The organism is Priestia megaterium, from assembly GCF_023824195.1.
GTDB lineage: Bacteria > Bacillota > Bacilli > Bacillales > Bacillaceae_H > Priestia > Priestia megaterium_D.
Map to the genome: position 1 here is coordinate 1669843 of NZ_CP085442.1, position 20673 is coordinate 1690515.

The window sequence follows — 20673 nt, forward strand, 5'->3', positions numbered from 1 at the left end:
TACTATTGTGATGGCAAGTGATAAAACCAATAATCCAATGACCCATTACACTGTTACTATTTACCAATAACCAACTATAGCAATGGACGGTCGATGACCAATACCTCCTTGTTTTTAACTCCTTCTATGGTGCCCTTACTTATAAGTTAAGTAAGGGTCTTATTTATCTTATTTTTATTAGAAAGCTTTAAGTATAATAACACCTGTAATAATAAGAGTAACCGAGATAATCTTTCTTTTGTTTTTTGATTCCTTAAATATATAAATACCTAACAGCGTTGTACTAACAATCGTCAGCCCTGCCCATATAGCAAAAACGATTCCCATTTCAAAATAGTGTGTCGTTAGAGAAATAAAATAAATACAAGCAATGAAGAGTAGAAATGCGCCTATAGTGGGAACAGTTTTTCTAAAGCCTTTAGATAGTTTTACACACATTTGCCCTGCAATGCCTAAAATTAAACCAATCGTTAAAAATAAGTATCCCATTACGCTGTCCTTCTTTCTTTAGAGCTCCCTTTAATGTTAAGAGAAACTGCACCGATTATAATAAGAGAAACTCCTAAAATTTTAGGTAAAGAAATAGTTTCATCAAAAAAGATAATACCTGTGACAACAACAAGTACGGTTGCTCCTCCTGCATACAAAGCACTTGCTACTCCTACTTCACCTTTGGCGTTAAGTAGCATATAAGCAGCAATTGAAGAACAATAAAATAGTATGGCGAAAACAGTAGGAACAAAGTTTGTGAATCCATTTGTAAGATTAAGAAAAAATACTGCGATTACCTCCAAGATGATGGCAAGAAACAATAGTAAATAAAACAATCAGATTTCCTCCTTTCAGTCACCTCATTTTAAGAACTTTACGCAATTGCTACTAAATAGTTGCAGTAGCACTCGGATGTCATTATTTTATCTAGAGGTTGATATCTTGTAAAATAATGATAAATGATTGTACATATCACTATTATTAATACCTAAATGAATGTAAGGGGAAAGGAGGATGTTTATGGAAGTAGAAGATATACGTATATTTATGGCTGTAGCAGAATACGGCAGTGTAAGCCTTGCCGCTGATAAGCTAGGTTATGTCCAACCAAATGTAACAGCACGTATTCGGTCTCTTGAACGAAAAATTGGACACCCATTGTTTCATCGTCACAGACGCGGAATGACATTAAATGTAGAAGGTCGAAAACTTTTAACGTATGGAGAACAAATGATGAGGCTAATGGATGAAATACAGAAAGCATTTCAAGATGAGCGTAACCTTGTTGGATCATTATGTATTGGATTAGTTGAAACGGTAGTAGGGTTTCCTGAAATCATTTCTTCCTATCATAATAAGTACAAAAATGTAGATATTTCTCTAGTATCAGGAGTAAGTACACAATTAATAGAGAAAGTTCTTAAGTTTCAGTTAGACGGGGCATTTGTAGCAGAACCAGTAAATGTGTTAACGCTTGATCAAATTCCGGCTTTTGATGAAGAAATTGTACTTGTATGCAGTACAAACGAAAAAGGTAAGAAGCAGATTCAGTCTGCCAAAGAGTTACTACACTTACCATTCATTTTATTTAATGAAGGCTGCCAATATAGAGAAAAACTACAGCAGTGGTTAAAAGACGAACAAATAGTATCACCAAAAATTATGGAATTTGCTACACTTGAAACGATTATGGGGACAGTAGTTTCTGGTCTTGGTGTGACACTTATAGCCCGGTCATTAGCGGAGAGATATGAGAGGGAAGGATTAGTACAACTCTTTTCAATACCTGAGCCTTACAGAAACCTCAGGATTGTGTATGTTCGTCGCTCCGACTCCTATCTAGGAGTAACTGAGCGTGAATTTATAAAGACAATCAGCGAAGTAAGAGAAGGGAAAAATCAGAAATAAACAGACTGTTTTTCATAAAGAGCTTTTTTATTTAGCCTATGTTTAATATGAATGCACCAAGTGTTAAAATGCACCAAGTGTTAACTAGAAAGGTAAAAGTGAGCTTTTTAGCTCACTTTTTATATGGCATAAATCAAAAATACTTTTAAAGGAGAAAGCACAGCTGAAGCATCAAGCTGCACTTATTTACTGTTGCTGAAATCGTTTCCTAGCGTTGGTCTAGAAAACAGTAGAGTAGACATTATTTACATGTATAAGAATAAGCATTGGTAATTGGATTATGTATTTTAAGTATGACTTCTCCGCCTTGGTCGTAACATTGTGAACTAAAGCTTTGTATTTCTTTGCTATTAAAATAAGCAGAGCAATTTACTAAAACAGAGATTACGAATAATAAGGTTAGAAGAACAATACATAGTTCTTTAATTTTTCCTTGAATCATTGATTTAATTTTGAATTCTCCTTTCTAATCAATAAGATCATAGTAGCCTTTTATTTCTACAGGTTTCACTATCTAAACTTTAACAGCAAGGTATTAGCGAACGGTCATTAAAAAAGTAATGCAGCAAATCTATGGTGTGGTGCATTACCTTTTTGTACTTTCATTCTTTCCATATCTGTTCCAAATAATATTTAGTACAATCAAAACTAAAAATACGGATAAAGTGTAATACCCTGGCCAACTTTTATCTCCCCAAGTCAGATTGAAGACTGTACTGGATAATATTAGTATAGTTAGAACCCAAAAATAATTTCTTTTTAACTGTCTCATTAATAACTCCTTCAAAGTAGTACTCAACATTACTTCCTTATTTATCCATAATAACATACTTTAATTAGCTATCTATTTGTAAACTAGAAATGCTTTGTATAACTCTTATAACATTTGTCTTCTAAAAATCATACACTTTTACAGACGTATTTGGTAGACTAATAGGAAATAAATGGAAAAAGCTCATCGAAAATAATTTTGTATGCGAAATTATTTAAAGAAAGGAGATTTCTTATTGTCTAAATATATAGGTATTTTCTTCGTATACCTTTTTATAGGGATTATACTATATTTCGTGTCAGGTTCTTTTTTAATGACTGGTGATAATGCAGCAGAGGAGGCCATTAATACCTTTGGATTCATCATCATTGTATTTCTTTCGTTTTTAATTGCACAAATGTATTACTTAATACATTCTATTTGTTTACTTAGCTACTTACCAAGAAAGCTTTAACTGCAAATAAAAGGAGAAAAGCATGAGAGAAGCAACTACATCAAAATTAGACAACTTAGTGGGCTTGAATTTAAGATACGCGGGGAGAGCCTCAAATTTGTTTTGGCTAGGATTTGGAGAAATAATTTTAGTAACCAGAAGGGAGAAAACGGAAGAAGCAGCTGAATACGCTTTACATATTCAATGTTCTTGGCGTATTGCCAAAGGTAATAAAATTTTAGTAGGCTCACGGGATTGCTATTCTCCAAGAACAGGATTGGATAATGAAAATGAGCACTTTGAATGGGATGTCCAAGGAAATAATCGATTCGATGAACGAATTGAATCGATTATAAACGATATAAACGAATACACGATTGTAGAAAGAGTTGACTCGGACGAAGTAGGAGGGCTAAAGATCTTTTTATCTCAAGGCTATTTATTAGAGGTGTTTCCGGATACGTCAGAAGACGATGAATATAGTGAGTTCTGGAGACTTTTCAACCGAAAGGAAGACAGCCCTCACTTTGTTGTCACAGGAAACGGTATTAAAAACGAGTAGTCTTATAATTAAAGAAAAGAAAAAAGCACAAACCCGTTGGAAACAAACGTTTTTGTGCTTTTTTGTTATTTTATAATTGAGTTACATATAATCATAAGCGGAATCATCAAAATAGAGCCAGTGATAATATTCAACCTGCGGATCTGTCATCTTCGAAACTTCTTCTTCATTGAATTTTTGATACTCAACTAATTTCTGCACTTTAGAATTTCTTTCCACTTGGCTCATTTTAAATCCTCCTTATAGTTTGAGAAGTAACAATGTATTTGAATTTAGAAAGCGTTTTCTTTTGTTCTTGTTTTTATTATATATCTCAATATGAGATTAAAACAATATCAATTATAGATGGTTTTTCAAAAAACAATATAGAAATGGTATTATGGCGTCGGATTGGGACAACAAGGCTTCTGCAATCGAAATTAAATAATAGGTGATTGCCAACGGCCAGGCTAAAGATTTTTTGTTAGTATCGTTGCTTAATTCCTAAAAAAACCATTATGATAACTAGCTCTATAAAATAGAAATAAAGCTAGCTGTGTTAAGCTAGCTTTATATTTTTTATGCTGTTTTCCAGAGCTGTAAATTTTCAACTGTCGTTCACTTTGTTATAAAAACTCTTTAACATTTTCATCATGTTACGCCCTGAAGTTCTTGACATTTGATCATTATCTTCATCATCACGCGTACTCAGGTACCAGCTTCCCCTGTTATCTTCATTTAATCTATATACCTTATTGGTTCTACTATCTGTATAAAAGTTTCCATCCTTCAGTCTCAAACAATCCCCCCTCTACCAAGTATCTATCCTGTATTATGCCCAAGATATCAATTTTATGAAAAATTTCATATACACAAAAACAGCAGGTTTCTTAATACGCTTATTATTTTGTACGTAATCTACAGAGGTCCAAAAATGATGATAGTCCATTGAATTTATGTACTGATAGTAAACTTTAAATTAGGGCTTATTTTGATACATATCTTTCCATTTTAAAATTTTATCTATTTTTCTGTATTTGCTATCTTCGGTTCTGTGTGTTACGCTTAGGTTAATTATTTTTGTTCGGTGTAGGATTGAGAGAAGAGAAATCTCTTCCATAGAAATTTTCATCTTAAGATAGTATGGTTGGACAAGGGTAGTAATACAAGTGTGGAGTATTCCACACCAGGAGGCAATATTATGGAACAAGGTACAGTAAAATGGTTTAATGCAGACAAAGGCTTCGGTTTTATCGAAATTGAAGGCGGAGACGATGTATTCGTACATTTCAGCTCTATTCAAGGTGAAGGCTTTAAATCATTAGAAGAAGGTCAAAAAGTAACGTTTGACATCGAACAAGGCCAACGTGGAGCACAAGCTGCTAACGTTCATAAAGTAGCATAATTAAAATGAGTAAAAAAGACTCCACCTAGGAGTCTTTTTTTACTTTTGATTTCACTAGCTAGCAAAAGACATATTATATCTCATTTTAAAATCTCGTTATAATAGAAAAACCAGAGTTTTAAGTCTGATTTCTGGATAATACGAAGGGTACAAGGTATGGACTAGTTATACCATACACTAGAAATACAAAGCAAATATGGCATGTTTGTTTGGTAAGAAGTTTACCTTCAGTTAAAGAAGTGCCGTAAGTTTTTTATAGATTTATACAACAGACGGGCATAAATTATTTTTGATGAGGATTAGGAGACGCATCTAAAAGCCGTTCTCCTGTTCTCATTTTATGGCCACATAAAGGACACTTTTGCTGTTTTTGATAAGAGAAATTTTTTCTCATCCAACCATTACATTCTTCTGATTCACATTCCCAAATCTCTATTTGTTCTTTAGGTAAGGGCTCTTGATTTTTCTTCCTATGGTTATAATACATAACTACATCATCCCTCCTCCTAAATAGTATACCTTTTAAAAAAGAAATAGTAAGAACCATATCTTTCTAAATTAAACCACACTTTATAGATCCTATAAAAATTTATAAATACACGGAAGCGCGGATAAAATAAGATGTTCGTGAATAATAACACTGATTTCCAATACGCAGAAATGAATAAATAACATCTCTGGTTAAAGAGTACTTTTCTCATTTCTGAATTTAAGTAAGAGAAGGAGCACGAAAAAAATGAAAAAATTTTCTGATTTTAATTTAAGCAAGGACATTGAAAAGGCAGTTCATAACTTGGGTTTTGAAGAGGCTACGCCGATTCAGGCTGAAGCTATTCCGATAGCTATGACGGGTAAAGATCTAATTGGACAAGCTCAAACCGGTACTGGAAAGACAACAGCTTTTGGCATCCCCCTTATAGAGCGGGTTGAGCTTGGTGAAGAAGGGATTCAGGGAATAGTCTTAGCACCGACACGTGAACTGGCTATTCAAGTAGCAGAGGAGTTAAATCGAATTGGACAGGTAAAAGGAGTTAAAACGCTACCCATTTATGGAGGCCAGGATATTAATCGTCAGATCAAAGCCCTTAAAAACAGACCGCATATTATCTCGGCAACCCCAGGACGCCTTAAGGACCACATGAAAAGAAGAACCATTCGTTTAAATCATATTCGTACAGCTGTTCTGGATGAAGCAGATGAGATGTTAAATATGGGCTTTATTGAAGATATCCAAACGATTCTTGGTGGCATCTCTTCTCCCCATCAAACCTTACTATTTTCAGCAACTATGTCGAAGCAAGTACAAAGTCTAGCCCAGAAATTTATGAACGATCCTGAACTCGTAAAAGTAAAAGCGAAGGAGTTAACGGTAAAGAACATTGAACAGCAATATATGGAAATTCCAGAGAATCGAAAATTTGATGTTCTTTGTAATCTCGTAGACCTTCAATCACCAGACCTTGCTATTGTGTTTGGACGCACAAAAAAACGTGTGGATGAACTTGCTGAAGGGCTAAAAAAGCGTGGGTATTCAGCAGAAGGCATTCATGGAGATCTTACACAATCCAAACGTGCCGATGTGATTCGTCAATTCAAGAGTCATACGATTGAGATTATGGTTGCAACCGACGTTGCAGCAAGAGGACTTGATATTACAGGTGTTAGCCATGTCTACAATTTTGATATTCCTCAGGACCCTGAAAGCTATGTTCATCGTATTGGCCGAACAGGACGGGCAGGTACTAAGGGATTGGCAGTTACATTTATAACTCCAAGAGAACGTAATCACTTAAAAGTGATTGAAGATGTCACGAAAACCAAAATGTCTAGACAATCACCTCCTACTTCTAGTGAGGTAATGGCAGGGCATCAGGAAGCAATCATTCACCAGGTTTTGACCGCTATCGACAAGGGGGAGTTTGTGGAATATAAGCCAATGGCGGAAAAGTTATTAGAAGAAGTGGATTCTGTTTCTTTACTGTCAGCCACTTTAAAGCTCTTAACAAAAGAATCAAATATGACCTCTGTCCAATTGACTGAAGTGGCACCACTTCGTAATAAAAAGGCAAAAACAGAGCGTAAGAGAAATAGAGGGAGAAAAGAAACAGTAGGCCGTAAAAAAACATATAGAAAATAATCCCTGATTATTTTTGATGCGAGAAAGGATAAGGGCTATGAGTGAGAAGATATTTAGTAATGGAGAAATAGTAAATATAAGAGTATCGAATGAATTAGTGACAATCTTAAAAAGTCATTATGTAAAAAACATGAAAAGATACTCTTATACAGTCGACAAATACCCAAGTACCTTTTTCTTTGAAGAAGAATTAAAAAAACATGAACTATAATTATTGATGAATAAGTGTTGATATAAAAATCTTTTTAAGTAAAAAACAGACTCTGAAAATAGAGTCTGTTTTTTACTATGGTTTCTTATGCTTTATTTACGTTTGTTGCTTGTGGTCCACGTTGTCCCTGTTCGATATCAAAAGTCACTTCTTGACCTTCATCCAAGGATTTAAAGCCTTCACCTTGAATAGCTGAGAAGTGAACAAATACATCTTCTCCACCTTCACGCTCAATAAATCCAAAACCTTTGTCAGCATTAAACCATTTCACTTTACCGTGTTCCATTTTTTATTGCCTCCTAAAATATAGAAAATAAACCAGATTATCATTAAATCTAGCTTATTTATTATATTATCCCAATAGAGACATCTTAAACTTAAATTAATTTGATCTTTTTAACTTTCTTTATCATCACTCATTCCATTAAAAGGTAATAAGGTATGACTATATACATCATAATGAAGTTCTCGTGCAAAAACTTCAAAATATTTATAAGTGATCTTCTAAACATGGAAATGATAGAAGTCGAAAATTAGCCACTGTTCACACAATCATTAGGGGCATTGCATTCATAAATATGAACCTAAATTAGATGAGAGAGCACAATGGAACCGGTCTATCCTAAAGAAAAGGAAGTTCACTCAAAAAATTTTTGAATAGTGGCGTAAAAATACATTCTATTAGATAGGAATCTACATACCTTTTTCATATAAATACAACCTTCGCACTAGAATCCGTAAACTTGTTTCCAAATAAAAAATGACGCCGTTTTAGGCGCCATTTTTTATAGAATAGAGAAGGACACACCCTAGGCACGGGCGGTACTCTTAACACATCGTCTTGATTTGATAATACCCAGTGTTTAAATTTAATAAACCTTTGGTTATGACGCTTTATGCAGAATATCTACGTGTACCTTTTTAGTGAACATAAGGTTTCTTAGAGTCATCAAGCAAAAGAACCCTTACAGATGCAGTGTTTTATGAAGAAATTTCAAATAATCTCCAGCACCCTACTGAAAATTATTAAAATTATTTATTAAATTTCTTTGGAAACTGCTTCACAACTCCCGCAGATATGGTATCTGCCATTAAGATAATATGTGAGACTCCTTCATCAATTGCAACGATTCTTGCCTCCCAATCTTTTTCTAAGCTTGCAGATAAATCATTTGTCACTAATTTTAGATGCATATATAGCAATTTTTTCAAATCTTCATTTTTCAAATAAGGGTTGGCCTGGCTAAGAAACGCTGCTATATCATCAGCATTTCTATACCATTCTTTGTTTAATTGATTCACCAAGGCTTTCTTTCCCGCTTTAGCTGCGTCTACAATCTTACCTGCAATCACAATATGTTCCTTGAGCAAATCCGTAAGTTTGTTCCCGGCTTTTTCTCCGTATATGGGCTTCACAGCATTCCCAATATCTTCTTGATTTTTTAATAATCTTGCCAAGACCTGTTTTTGGTCTTCTGATCCTGCGGTTGTTGCACTTGTAATATAATTGCTTGTCCACAATACATGATCCATCCAAAGTCTTCTGAATTCATTTTCAAACTTTACCTGAGATTGACTAACACGATGTTCTTGTGTTTGAGCACGAGCACTACTTGGGTCAACCAGCATGTTTAGCGAAAATAACAAAATAAATCCCATCCATAACAATTTTTTCATAAAAGCTGCTCCTTCCAATTTAAATGATCCGTCTTATTATTTGTATATGGGATTTTTTACATTCCTCAAAATGTTATTTTCTAATAATAATTCTTTATAGAGTACTACCACACTCCCAATCAGCTCACACGGATGGAGAGTTACAGAGGATACCTTTCTATAAAGTGATAGTAGAGAATTCGAAATTTTAGGCTCTTGTATTTATGCATTCATAAATATTATTGCTTGTCTCATATGTTTATATAAAACTCTAGAAGAAAAAGAGGTGAAAAATGTGAAGCATATGCTAATGGTATGTAATCAGCATGTGAAGGAGGGACTTATTGGTCTTAAAACCCCCCATGTAAAGAAGATTCACTACTCTACATGTACCTGTTCTTTTTGTGAGAGAAGGGCTGAAATCAAAATCTTTTATTCCATTCCTCAAAAATATAGTAAAACCAATTTTTAGATATAAGAATACATAAAAAAGCTCAAGTCTGAAAAGCTTGAGCTTTTTTATGTGAGCCTAAGCATGTCCAGACATAAAGCAGAATAACTTAGAATGAAACTAATTTACAATTATAGGAGGATTAATAATGACTAATGCATTTGTTGCACAATCCTTAGATGAAATTCGTTTTTGGTCAAGGATTATGAAGGAACACTCATTGTTTCTTCGATTAGGTTTTAGATGTGAGGATACACAATTAATACAGGAAGCGAATCAATTTTATCGTTTGTTTGAAGATATTGAACAACGGTCTCATTCATTTACTAATCAAACAGATCCGGAGCAAATGAGAAGATTTAATTCAGAAGTCCAACAAGCAGCCACAGGTATATTTGCATTTAAGAGAAAAATTTTAGGTTTAATCTTAACCTGTCAACTACCGGGCTCAAATAACTTTCCTCTTTTGGTTGATCATACTAGTAGAGAAGCCAACTATTTTAGAAAACGATTAATTGAATTAAACGAAGGGAAATTGAAGCCACTCGCTGATGCCATTATAAAGGAAAATGTCTTCTTTTTAAGAATTATGGCTGATCATGCCCAGTTTATAGGCCATCTTCTTGATCCATCAGAAAGAAAACTTGTAGATATGGCGAGAAACTTCAGTCACGATTTTGATCAATTAGTTTTTCAAGCAAGAGATTTAGAGTCTATGAAGCCTCAATCTCAAACGGTACCTCTTTTGGATCAATTTCTTGATCAGAATCGTGTTTCCGTGGCTTCCCTTAGAGACTTTAAAAAAACAGCAAGAGATTTAATTGAGGAATGTAGAATTAAAAGTATTATTCATCCTCTTTTAGCTGATCATGTTTTTCGAGAGGCTGAAAGGTTCCTTCATATTATCGATATGTTTGAAAAGAATCTTCAAACACAAAAATAATACATTGATGTTTCCTCTTTACAAATCTTAATGACTTAATTTAAAAGGCTTCAGCTTTTGAGGGAGCCTTTTTTTGTTAATTAACAAAGAAACAGTCATTGAAGCGTCCTTTCATTACAATTTTTGATTCATCCAATTATTTATATATTATCTAAAAAATATATTTAACATAAGAACCTAATGGTAACACTATAAACAATAGTTAGTGAGTATGATTTCCTTGCATACATTTGGGATTTCGGTTAGTTAAAAATAGAAAAAAACGAGATAAGAATTAATGAGCTATTCCTTTCACATAAGCTTGTCAGAATACTATCTAGAGAGAGGGCGAACGATATGAAAGTAACGGATACACTTGTTCAATGTTTAGAAAATGAGGGAGTTGAATATATTTTCGGAATACCCGGTAAAGAGACCTTGGATTTTATTGATTCTTTATCCAACTCTAAACAGATTCAATTCGTGAATGTTCGGCATGAGCAAGGAGCTGCTTTTATGGCAGATGTATACGGAAGATTAACAAACAAAGTAGGAGTATGTTTATCAACATTAGGCCCTGGAGCTACTAATTTATTGACAGGTATATCTAGTGCAAAGCTAGACCACTCTCCTGTTGTAGCATTAACGGGACAGGCTGCTTTGGGGAGACAACATAAAGAGTCACATCAATATATGGACATTATTAAAATGGTAGAACCGGCAACGAAGTGGCGTGTTCAAATAAAAGATTCACAAACGCTTTCTGAGATTATTCGAAAAGCATTTAAAGTTGCACAAATGGAAAAGCCAGGACCCGTAGTAGTAGAATTGCCAGAAGACTTAGCAACTCAAATCGTTCCCATTAAACCTATTTCACCTGCATCTATACCCGTAAGTATACCTATAATGGAGTCAATTCAGGCTGCCAATACTCTTATTAAGCAGTATGAGAGACCTTTTGTTATTATCGGTAACGGCGTTGTAAGACAGGGAGCCGTGGATGAGCTTCAACCATTTATTGAACGCCTTCAATCACCGGTTATCCATAGTTATATGGCTAAAGGTGTATTGTCTAAAGATCATCCACAAAATTTCTTTACGTTTGGATTTAATGAAAAAGATGAAGTGCTCGCAGGCTTAAAGGAAGCTGACCTACTTATTGTAATTGGGTTTGATTTTGTCGAAAGGTTACCCAAAGAATGGAACACGGAAAAAACACCAATTTTACATATAGATACTTTACCGGCAGAAATAGATGAATATTATCCTATAGAAGTCGAATTGGTTGGAGATATAAAGCAGACTTTACGAGTATTCAATCAGCTGGATATTCCTTCTAAACCATGGATTCCCTCTGGCAATCTCCAGAAACAAATTAAGCAATCCTATCACATTGAAGAGAAAAAGATAGACAGCAATTTGCTGCCTTTGACAATCGAGAATATCTTGCATATTATCGACAAGCTCTCTTCAGAGAAAACAATTGTGATTTCAGATGTAGGAGCTCATAAAGTATCTATAGCCCGAACTTACCAACCCAAAAACCCTAACAAGTTCATTATATCAAATGGTCTAGCTTCCATGGGTATTGCTTTACCAGGCTCAATTGGAGCTAAACTAGCCTGCCCTAATGATCCAGTTATTTGTATTACTGGAGATGGAGGAGCTTTAATGAATTTTGCTGAAATAGAGACGGCAAAGCGCTTAGGGCTTTCATTCATCATTATTGTTTTAAACGACTCTACATTAAAAATAGAGCAGGAAATGATGAACAAAAAGTTTGGTAAGAGCTATGGAGTAACTTTTACAAACCCAGATTTTGTTCAACTGGCAACCAGCTTTGGAATTAAAGGAGAACGGGCAAATAGTTTAGTTGAATTTGAAAATATAATGAAAAGAGCCTTAAAAAATTCAGATGAGATTGTCCTAATTGATGTTCTTCTAAAAAGCTGATTGCGATTTCTCCATTATTTTAACGAGTTATCTCTGTTACGGGATTAATTTGTAGATTCACTAGGAAATAAATGTTTTTAATTTTTTTAAATAAGCTAAGCTGAGTTCAACCCAAATCCAACTATAGAGGAAAGCAAATAAAAAAATAAAGCCAGCAGTAGAAAGAGAAAAATTCTTGGAAATCACGGGACCTAGTACTGGGAATTTGAAAACGCACAATAAGGTAATAATCCCAACAGTTAATAGGGTGGCACCACTTATAATAATGTACAATCTCTTTTTAAAAAAGTAAAAAGCTGCTCCTATGCCCATTCCCAATATTCCTGTTGTAAAAGGAAAAATAATAAGTTCACTTGGCTGGATAATCAGAAGAAGCAGATTTGTTAGCGTATAAGTAATAAATCCTAGAGGGAGCGAAAGTATAAAACAAAAAAGAATGGGTGCAGTAGACAATGGACTAATAAAAACTCCTATTCCTGGTAAGAAACCTCCTGCTGATTGAAAAAAGGCTGCTAAGCTGGCGAAAAGAGCGCCTGATACAAGCTGCTTAGTTTTAGATAGTCTATTAAAAAAAAGCTGCGCAGATTTTACTTCATTTGAAAGAGACTTTAAAAAGTACATGAATTTCACCTCGGTTAACTGTTTTTACATTATAAGGGGTTAAAGAATAAGGGGTTAAAGAGAGATTTAGATCATTGTCCGATATATCAACTCTTACATGTAATATTCGAAGAAATTAAGAGGGAGGACTAATAAGTCGCATTTATTTTTACAGGAATAGGTTGTATCCATTAAGATAAATTTCTTTATCTTTCTAAAGGTATGTACTGTAGCCCATAAAATGAATCTTTTATGGGCTTTATTGATTAAAGGCTTTCTTATTTTCTAGAAAGTTCATTTGTTCATTCCTATAAAATAACTGGTGAAAAAATTAAGCTGTAATTTTTGGAAGAAAATCAATGCCCAGTCGAATTTTATAAATATAAATCATGGAACAATTTCAAAAACAGTACCTTGATTAAAGTCAGACACTTTCATAGAGCCATAAACTCCTAAATAAAGCCTGGTTTGATCCAGGTTCGTTCCCAAACTAACGTAGTAAGCTGATTGAGAACCAAAATTATAATCAATTTCCACAACACTAAAATCATTTAGCTTACAATCTGTACCTGCCCTGGTATAAGCCAAAACTCCTCTAACTGGGGATTGAGATTCTTTAACCTGTGCAATATCCGTAAACATAACGCTTCCTGTTAAGTAAGGGATTTTATTCCCCATATATGGCTGAACTCCTGTAAGGGAGGTCCCCCCAAATTTATTGGGGCGGGGATCTTTATGAAAATAACTAGTTAAAGGCTGAAGACGTCTCACTGAAGTTTTTACCGCTTCATTGTAATAAGCAATTATTTTCTCATCCAAGGCCGGATTTTCAGAACACCTTTTTATAAACGAAGTTGGAAAATCTCCTTCCCATCCCCGCCACCCAAGGTTAATAAATCCTTCTTGGCTGGGTTTAGCTCTCATTAAAGAAGCTTGAATAAGTTGAGGAACAGGTATTGGCTTATAATGAACGAATGAAAAAATCGACTCTACTACATCCTGTCCAACATTTCCCACATATTTGATGTACTGATTATAAAATCTTTGAAATGAAATGCCCGTTATATTGCGAACTCCTTTGGCAATGAGCGTAAGAGTTTCCTGAATAGATGAGGGGAGTTCACTAAAGCGTGTGACTACGGGCGGATTATGAATAAATGTATTCTTATCTACATCAATTTCAATTATTTTCCCGTAAATTTCCATATCATCCTGACTTAAATTAAAGGGGTCATAGCCTGATCCACCATCTCCAATTGTTAAGATAAGTTTTCCAGTTTCAGGTGAAAAGTTTAAGCTGTTGACACCATTATGATTAAAAAATGGTCTTCTTAAGTTAAGTAACGTCCGTCTTTTTTGAGGCTTAGCATTTGGTTGGAAAATCCATTCTTCCACTGTATCAATATGATCATATTTAGTTTCTCTATTCATCCACCTTAAGTTTGAAGTTTTAGGATCACACGGGTTAGGCCTAAAATGTTCGGAAAGTGCACCTGGGCCTTGTGTTCCAGCTACTGAGTAATGAAGATAAAACAGACCGTTATAATAAAATTCTGGATGAAACGCTAGCCCTAGCAATCCTCGTTCATCATATCCCCCGCGAGAAACACCTGGTTCAGACGTACCTAATTTTATGATTCGTGAGCGAATATCTAAAAAAGTCCCTATAGCTTCGTCTCTTATGTAAAAGATCTCTCCTACTTGGGTTGCAATAAATAAGCTTTCAAATGAGTCACCAGGCAGTATAGCTGTTTTCAAAACGGTAGGTAAATTTATCTTACTAACAATAGGCCGTAAACTAACCTTAGCTTTTATCAACTAACTTGACACTCCTTTTTATTGTTTTCTCTTATAAGAATATGATTGTAACTGTTCTATTAGTATCAATACTATTTTATAAAGTTAGGCAATTTAATGGAGAGACCTAATTGAGAGGCTCTTTTTATAAAACTTATCCATTCCTGATTACGCCTGCTATTTTCTTCTCTTAGCACTCAAGATTATCCCAACGTTCATAACTATTTGTAATTTCCAGAAATTGAAATTAAGGAAAAATAATACTTAATTCACAAAAAATATTGATATTTTTTTATGAATTGGAAAAGAATATGGCTTATGAAAGGAGTGAATGCAAATGTCTATGAAAAACTGGTTAACGGGATTAGTCGTTTTGTTTGCGATGGTTATCGGTGTGATGACTTCAGGATCACTCGGTGTTTTGGCCGAATCCGACGTGGTAAGACAGAAAATCATGGAGGTTCAGTTGAACGATGATTACTTTAATCCAGAAACCATCACTATCCCGAGTGGAAAAACGACAACATTGATATTGAAAAATGAAGGTCAGAAAGAGCATACCTTCACAGTAGAAAAGCTCGGAATTGACGCTGAAGTCCAGCCTGGAAAAGAAAAAACCATTACCGTGAAACCACAAAACCCCGGTACATATGAACTGATATGTAGGTATCATTTTAATAGTGGAATGGTGGGGAAAGTGATAGTCAAATAACAAGCAGGGCCAATCGGTCTCTGCTTTTTGAAGTGAATATAGCATACTTTCTTAGTTAACATAATGGATTTTAAAGGTATAAATAAATCGTTCACAATTTCAAAAAAGTAATAAATATTTATTTCAAATATATACTAAATGAAGAAAAGGCACAGGAAAGTATAGAATAAAAACAGCATTTATATCCAGGTTATTAAAAAACGTATCCTTAATGAGCAATGAGCATTGTTTAATTAAAAGGAGGAATTTTATATGGGCGATAATCAATCAAATAATTTAGAACAGGTATCAGAGAACAATATAGAGGAAACCAAATTAGGTGATCTTGAGAAAGAGTTTGTAACAAAGCCTGCTAAGCCTTCTGATCCTTATCCGCATAAGTATTATACTGGAGACACTTCTATGGTTTCTAATGCTGTGTCAAGAAACGATAAAGAATAAAAGTTTCTTTTATATTAATATATAAGAGAAACTTTAGAACATTTAAGCTTAAGCTCTGTATTTTTTCAGAACCAAAATACATCTCATAAAAAACTGTTATATTTCATTTATTATTTTAAATTAAAAGTAATCGCTTTCATTTTTTACTTTCTCGAAATCATTTGATAGGTTATAATAAATATCTACAAAAATATTAAATGATATGTAAGTAACAAGCAATTACACCCTTAATATTTAACTAAAAAGAAAAACTCCCTTAACGCACTAGGGGAGTTTTTCTTTTTTTTTCGATATCCAATATCTTCTGTTCAAACTCGTCAAAAAAGAAGTGTTCACTATTTTGAAGCCTGTTAACCATTCTACTTCATGGTTAAGCGATGTAATAGAGTTATAACGAATTTTTATTTGGTCTTCAAAAGCTAACTTTGCTAAAGTCCCGCATCCAACTCCATCTAAATCGGTATGGGATAACAGTTTATACATATCTTTCACCCCGAAATCATTATGATACGAGAGGGAGGTTTTTAACCACTAAAGCTTTAGATTGCTGAAGATCACTTAATAGAATTAACTTTTCATTGGTTAAGTATGTGAGCTTCTAAGGGGCATAACGTATAAACATTTCTTCTAATTGGTCTGGCTGAATATAAGCTTCTTAATCATGTTATAGGAGTTTTTAGTTCACATAATTTATCTTTTAGATATTAAAATGGAATGAAAAAGGAGTGACTTTTGATATTGAACAAGGGTAACGTGGCCCACAAGCGACAAATGTACGTAAAGCATAAGAAACCATAGTAAAAGCTATTTCACTCCGGCGCCAATAAGATTGAAATAGCTTTTTTGTTTTCATATTTTTATTGTAGGTTATATATACGAAAAAACTTACCAGCATAATAGGGCGAACTCATTTTTCAATTCTAACTAATGTTTTTTCCCGCATGTCAATATCGTCAATGTCAAAGTAATGGATGTTTAACGTCAATTTCCTCTCTTGCTCTTCAGCTTCTTCTCCTACCCAACAACTATACTGATGTTTCTTTATGTTCAATCGATTTCTTTCATCTGAAAAGCAACTCCCAATAGTAACTAAATCATCTAATTCCTTATTAATAGGTAATTCTACGTTCGAACCTATATAAGTAGCTAAACTCATTTGTATTCACTCCGTTCTCATCTAAATAACCCATTAAATTTTGTGGAACTAACCTAGGTTGTTAATATCCTAAGAAATACATCCTGTTATCAAAAAGGTTTTTCACTAAACTTTATTACAAATAATCGAGTTTTATTCAAGGTTCACTATTATTCTACTTAATATATGAGTAGGCTACGAAATGTTTATATACTTGTAAATGGGGGATTTACCATATAAGAACATTAATACTTAATTGGAAGGAGAATGAAAAATGAACAATAATACTGAAACCGTTGAAAATAAAGTAGAGGATAAACTAAATGAAATGAGTCAAGAGAAGAAAGACAACATCCTTTCTAGTTTTAACGAATTTAAAAGTTACTTAGGAGATAAAGTCACAAAAGGTGAGAAACTAGGGTTAAATGATAATCAATTAGCTCTAGCAGCTAAAAAAATAGCTGATTATCTCGCAACACATGAGGAGCCACAAAATGAAGAGCAATACTTGTTACATGAGTTATGGAAAGTTGGAAACGAGGAAGAACAACATCATCTTGCTCATATGCTTGTCAAATTAGTTAAAGAATAATCTAAATCACTTATAGATTGCTTTTTTCCATTATTTATTAGGGATTCAAGTGTATTCAATCAACGTAGCAAAGAGCCACTTGCGTAAAACAAGTGGCTCTTTATATTCGTTATGTGTTAGGTAATATCGTTGCAGAAGCAAGAATAAGCCGAGATTGAAATATGTTATCTGCAACCCCTTCTATTGACAACTTATTAAAAATGTATAACTAAAGAAAAGAAATAAAGATCGGTTATTTTCTTCCCTCTTTATTCATTTTCTTTAGAATCTTCCTGGTAATGTTCATTTAAGTATGGGTTATCTGTCGTAGCAAAATTAACAGATTGAAGGCTAGTTTCAGGATCCATTCCATAATAGCCTTTTAGTTCCGCATTTTCTAGCTCGCCACTTCTGAAGTGTGGTTCTTTTTTCTCTTTCATGCTACACCTCTTTTTCTTATAAATAAAGCTTAGAGAAATATGGTATCAGTTATTGGGTTCTATTTGGAGATAGAAGAAAAGAATGTAAAAAGACTACATTCTTCCTTTCCAACTTTTTATTTTTCTTCTAAATCAAGGACTGGAACCATACGGTCTTCATCATGTGTTCCTCTCGCATGAACGGTAGCCATACTTGATGTTTCATCTACACTTTTAATCCAAATAGGAACTCCGTGGTAATGAACATCAATTTCCTTGGGTGAAGAAAGAATTTGTTTAGCTCGATTTATTTCCATATTATCACCTCATTTTTTAGTATGTCCCTGCGCTGCATCAATTAAAAGATAAAGATATATTTCCCCAACAATAATTTGACTACACGCTATAACTCATTCCCTTAAAAATGAATCTACCCTCTAATCTAACAAAACATCTATTAATAGGAGGTTTGCAGTTGCCAATAAAAGAATCAATATATTTATTCCGAAAATCTTCATATTTTCCCCTCAATTAAGTCAAAGTAAATATATTATTTGTCAAAAACAAGGTTTTTAACAACAAACCTGTATAAACAAAGTGGTTGATAAAAGGAATTTTCACCCAATATAATATGTTAAAAGAGGATATAATACATAAGCCATAATTGAGAATATCTAAAGTAGACAATTTAAAGATATACACCTTTTTATACAAACAAACGCAAATGAAAAAACAGTAAATGCTAAAAATTAGGAAATATCTATTTATACAAAGAAGATATAGCATTAATTTTATATTAAGCAATAATTAAATTTATATCATACATATAAATAATGATTAGCTTATTTTATTAAAAAGTTACTTTCACAGATAGATAACAATATTGAAAATAAAGTTTTCAATATTACATTGACAAGAATGCGAATCCTGCTTACAATTGAAAACGATTATCAACATCAAGTAGGAGGAGACACCGTTATGTCTAAGGGTAAAATTAGTCTGAAAATTAAGTTAGCTTCTATGTTTATTTTAATTTTGTCAACATTATTAGTTGGTTGTTCAAATACTAATAATCGGGAATCAACATCGAAAGGCGGTCATGATAATATGCTTACGATTGCTTGGCCGAGAGATGTAGGGGAAATGAATCCACATGTCTACAACCCTTCACAATTATTTGCTCAATCTATGGTGTATGAACCATTAGTAAGCTATCAAGCGGGCGGTAAGATAAAACCAAATCTAGCTAAGTCATGGGAAATCTCTGAGGACGGTAAAGTATACACGTTTCATTTGCGTGAAGGTGTAAAATTTTCTGATGGGACAGATTTTAATGCAGAAATTGTTAAAAAGAATTTTGATACTATTTTGAATAATGCCGAATTACATAGTTGGTTGGGTTTCATTACAAAAGTATCTCAAACAGAAGTAGTGGACAAAAACACTTTTAAACTAACATTGACTGAGCCATATTATCCAACAATTCAGGAGCTAGCTGTAGTTCGACCAGTTCGTTTTTTAGGTGAAGCTGGTTTTCCTAAAGATGGTGATACTTCAAAAGGTATTGTTAAACCCGTAGGTACAGGTCCATGGATTTTAGAAAAGTATAAAGCTGACGAATATGCTATTTACAAACGCAATGAAAATTATTGGGGAGAGCTTCCAAAATTAGAAAAAATCAAAGTGAAAGTTATTCCGGATGCGGAAACGAGAGTACTGGCATTTGAAAAAGGTGATTTGGACATGATTTATGGAGAAGGAGTTATCAGTCTAGATACGTTTAAGCAATTAAAGTCTACTGGAAAATACGAAACTAGCGTTTCTGAACCAATTGCGACAAGACAGCTTGTTATGAATACAAAAACAGAACAGCTTTCAGATGAGCGTGTACGTCAAGCGCTACATTATGGTTTTAACAGAGATGCAATGGTTGAAGGAGTTACTTCAGGTTTAGAAGAGAAAGCAGACCATATCTTACCTACAAATTTACCTTATACTAAAGATGTGGATATTACGTCGGTAGGGTATGATGTAGAAAAAGCAAAGACATTATTAGACAAAGCAGGATGGAAACTTCCTAAAGGAAAAACAGTTCGTGAAAAAGATGGAAAGTTACTCGAAGTTGAGCTAATGTATGATTCAGCAGAATCTATCCAGAAAGCAATGGCAGAAACTCTTCAATCTGAGTGGGCGGCAATTGGAGTAAAATTAAACATTGTGGGAGTTGAATTAGCAGATCAAGTCCAGAGATTTAAAGATAATAAATTCGATATTAATTTCTTTAGTAATTATGGTGCTCCTTACGATCCTCATACATTTTTAAACATTGTCGCATCAAAAGGGTTTGGGTTTAATGAAGCTATTTCAGCATATCCAAATAAAGATGAGTTAATCAAACAAATGGTGAAGGTGCCTCAAACAACAGATGAAAAAGAACGTCAGCAGCTCTATTCGTCTATTTTAAAGTCACTACAAGACCAAGGAGCTATTATTCCTGTTTCGTATATTAAGAAAACAGCCATTTATCAAAAAAATGTAACGAACTTTAATTTCCCTGCTAATCGTGACGAGAATCCATTCACAGGAATTAGCATCAAACAGTAAATAGCAGGAGGTTT

22 protein-coding genes and 1 pseudogene are annotated in these 20673 nt (G+C 33.8%); 11 read left to right on the forward strand and 12 right to left on the reverse strand.

Going from position 1 to position 20673, the window contains the following annotated elements; all coding sequences use genetic code 11:
- Positions 1–177: 177 nt before the first annotated feature.
- Together LIS78_RS08495 and LIS78_RS08500 are read right to left on the reverse strand one after the other, a co-directional pair.
- Positions 178–489, reverse strand: coding sequence for a DMT family transporter (locus LIS78_RS08495; protein ID WP_195780572.1), 312 nt, complete (start codon positions 487–489; stop codon positions 178–180).
- Positions 489–827 carry a DMT family transporter gene (locus LIS78_RS08500; protein ID WP_195780571.1) on the reverse strand — a complete coding sequence of 113 codons (339 nt, stop codon included), beginning with the start codon at positions 825–827 and terminating at the stop codon, positions 489–491. The genes LIS78_RS08495 and LIS78_RS08500 overlap by 1 nt, the downstream gene beginning before the upstream one ends.
- A gap of 184 nt (positions 828–1011) precedes the next feature.
- Between LIS78_RS08500 and LIS78_RS08505 the strand changes: the two genes are divergently transcribed.
- From LIS78_RS08505 to LIS78_RS08515, 3 genes are all read left to right on the forward strand, one after another.
- On the forward strand, positions 1012–1899 hold the full coding sequence (locus LIS78_RS08505) for a LysR family transcriptional regulator (protein ID WP_209151342.1): 888 nt from the start codon (positions 1012–1014) through the stop codon (positions 1897–1899).
- Positions 1900–2906: 1007 nt separating this feature from the next.
- Positions 2907–3125, forward strand: a complete 219-nt coding sequence (locus tag LIS78_RS08510) for a hypothetical protein (protein WP_252284974.1) — start codon at positions 2907–2909, stop codon at positions 3123–3125.
- Positions 3126–3147: 22 nt separating this feature from the next.
- Positions 3148–3666 (forward strand): hypothetical protein, encoded by a 519-nt coding sequence (locus tag LIS78_RS08515; protein ID WP_252284975.1) that lies wholly within the window; start codon positions 3148–3150, stop codon positions 3664–3666.
- Positions 3667–3747: 81 nt separating this feature from the next.
- Here the strand turns inward: LIS78_RS08515 and LIS78_RS08520 are convergent, their stop codons facing one another.
- A complete protein-coding gene (locus LIS78_RS08520) occupies positions 3748–3894 on the reverse strand; it encodes a BH0509 family protein (protein WP_013056404.1) in 147 nt (48 codons plus the stop codon).
- 952 nt (positions 3895–4846) lie between these two features.
- Between LIS78_RS08520 and LIS78_RS08525 the strand changes: the two genes are divergently transcribed.
- Positions 4847–5050, forward strand: a complete 204-nt coding sequence (locus LIS78_RS08525) for a cold-shock protein (RefSeq protein ID WP_013056405.1) — start codon at positions 4847–4849, stop codon at positions 5048–5050.
- Positions 5051–5333: 283 nt separating this feature from the next.
- Here the strand turns inward: LIS78_RS08525 and LIS78_RS08530 are convergent, their stop codons facing one another.
- Positions 5334–5537 (reverse strand): cold-shock protein, encoded by a 204-nt coding sequence (locus LIS78_RS08530; protein WP_013056406.1) that lies wholly within the window; start codon positions 5535–5537, stop codon positions 5334–5336.
- Positions 5538–5786: 249 nt separating this feature from the next.
- On the opposite strand from LIS78_RS08530, the gene cshA reads away from it, so the two are divergent.
- Entirely contained in the window at positions 5787–7187 is a 1401-nt protein-coding gene (cshA, locus tag LIS78_RS08535; RefSeq protein WP_252284976.1) for a degradosome RNA helicase CshA, read from the forward strand.
- A gap of 296 nt (positions 7188–7483) precedes the next feature.
- On the opposite strand, the gene LIS78_RS08540 is transcribed toward cshA, so the two are convergent.
- Positions 7484–7684, reverse strand: coding sequence for a cold-shock protein (locus tag LIS78_RS08540; RefSeq protein WP_013056409.1), 201 nt, complete (start codon positions 7682–7684; stop codon positions 7484–7486).
- 746 nt (positions 7685–8430) lie between these two features.
- Positions 8431–9075 (reverse strand): glycosyltransferase, encoded by a 645-nt coding sequence (locus LIS78_RS08545; RefSeq protein WP_195780566.1) that lies wholly within the window; start codon positions 9073–9075, stop codon positions 8431–8433.
- Between the two features lie 578 nt (positions 9076–9653).
- Here LIS78_RS08545 and LIS78_RS08550 point away from each other — a divergent pair.
- Positions 9654–10448: a DUF2935 domain-containing protein gene (locus LIS78_RS08550; RefSeq protein ID WP_013056411.1), complete on the forward strand. Its 795-nt coding sequence runs from the start codon at positions 9654–9656 to the stop codon at positions 10446–10448.
- A gap of 336 nt (positions 10449–10784) precedes the next feature.
- A complete protein-coding gene (locus LIS78_RS08555; RefSeq protein WP_252284977.1) occupies positions 10785–12380 on the forward strand; it encodes an acetolactate synthase large subunit in 1596 nt (531 codons plus the stop codon).
- Positions 12381–12440: 60 nt separating this feature from the next.
- On the opposite strand, the gene LIS78_RS08560 is transcribed toward LIS78_RS08555, so the two are convergent.
- Both LIS78_RS08560 and LIS78_RS08565 read right to left on the reverse strand, forming a co-directional pair.
- On the reverse strand, positions 12441–13001 hold the full coding sequence (locus LIS78_RS08560; RefSeq protein ID WP_252284978.1) for a hypothetical protein: 561 nt from the start codon (positions 12999–13001) through the stop codon (positions 12441–12443).
- A gap of 366 nt (positions 13002–13367) precedes the next feature.
- A complete protein-coding gene (locus tag LIS78_RS08565) occupies positions 13368–14798 on the reverse strand; it encodes a PQQ-dependent sugar dehydrogenase (protein ID WP_252284979.1) in 1431 nt (476 codons plus the stop codon).
- 316 nt (positions 14799–15114) lie between these two features.
- On the opposite strand from LIS78_RS08565, the gene LIS78_RS08570 reads away from it, so the two are divergent.
- Both LIS78_RS08570 and LIS78_RS08575 read left to right on the forward strand, forming a co-directional pair.
- Entirely contained in the window at positions 15115–15489 is a 375-nt protein-coding gene (locus tag LIS78_RS08570; protein ID WP_252284980.1) for a cupredoxin domain-containing protein, read from the forward strand.
- A gap of 252 nt (positions 15490–15741) precedes the next feature.
- Positions 15742–15930, forward strand: coding sequence for a hypothetical protein (locus tag LIS78_RS08575; RefSeq protein ID WP_252284981.1), 189 nt, complete (start codon positions 15742–15744; stop codon positions 15928–15930).
- Between the two features lie 354 nt (positions 15931–16284).
- On the opposite strand, the pseudogene LIS78_RS08580 reads toward LIS78_RS08575, so the two are convergent.
- Both LIS78_RS08580 and LIS78_RS08585 read right to left on the reverse strand, forming a co-directional pair.
- A pseudogene (locus LIS78_RS08580) lies at positions 16285–16413 on the reverse strand (oligoribonuclease); the annotation flags it as partial.
- 424 nt (positions 16414–16837) lie between these two features.
- Positions 16838–17086, reverse strand: coding sequence for a hypothetical protein (locus LIS78_RS08585; RefSeq protein ID WP_252284982.1), 249 nt, complete (start codon positions 17084–17086; stop codon positions 16838–16840).
- A gap of 253 nt (positions 17087–17339) precedes the next feature.
- On the opposite strand from LIS78_RS08585, the gene LIS78_RS08590 reads away from it, so the two are divergent.
- On the forward strand, positions 17340–17657 hold the full coding sequence (locus tag LIS78_RS08590) for a DUF3243 domain-containing protein (protein ID WP_014460657.1): 318 nt from the start codon (positions 17340–17342) through the stop codon (positions 17655–17657).
- Between the two features lie 248 nt (positions 17658–17905).
- On the opposite strand, the gene LIS78_RS08595 is transcribed toward LIS78_RS08590, so the two are convergent.
- Together LIS78_RS08595 and LIS78_RS08600 are read right to left on the reverse strand one after the other, a co-directional pair.
- Positions 17906–18076: a hypothetical protein gene (locus LIS78_RS08595; protein WP_252284983.1), complete on the reverse strand. Its 171-nt coding sequence runs from the start codon at positions 18074–18076 to the stop codon at positions 17906–17908.
- A 116-nt stretch (positions 18077–18192) separates the two neighbouring features.
- Positions 18193–18372, reverse strand: coding sequence for an H-type small acid-soluble spore protein (locus LIS78_RS08600; protein ID WP_013056420.1), 180 nt, complete (start codon positions 18370–18372; stop codon positions 18193–18195).
- Between the two features lie 661 nt (positions 18373–19033).
- Here LIS78_RS08600 and nikA point away from each other — a divergent pair.
- Positions 19034–20659: a nickel ABC transporter substrate-binding protein gene (nikA, locus tag LIS78_RS08605; RefSeq protein ID WP_252284984.1), complete on the forward strand. Its 1626-nt coding sequence runs from the start codon at positions 19034–19036 to the stop codon at positions 20657–20659.
- The last annotated feature ends 14 nt before the right edge of the window (positions 20660–20673 follow it).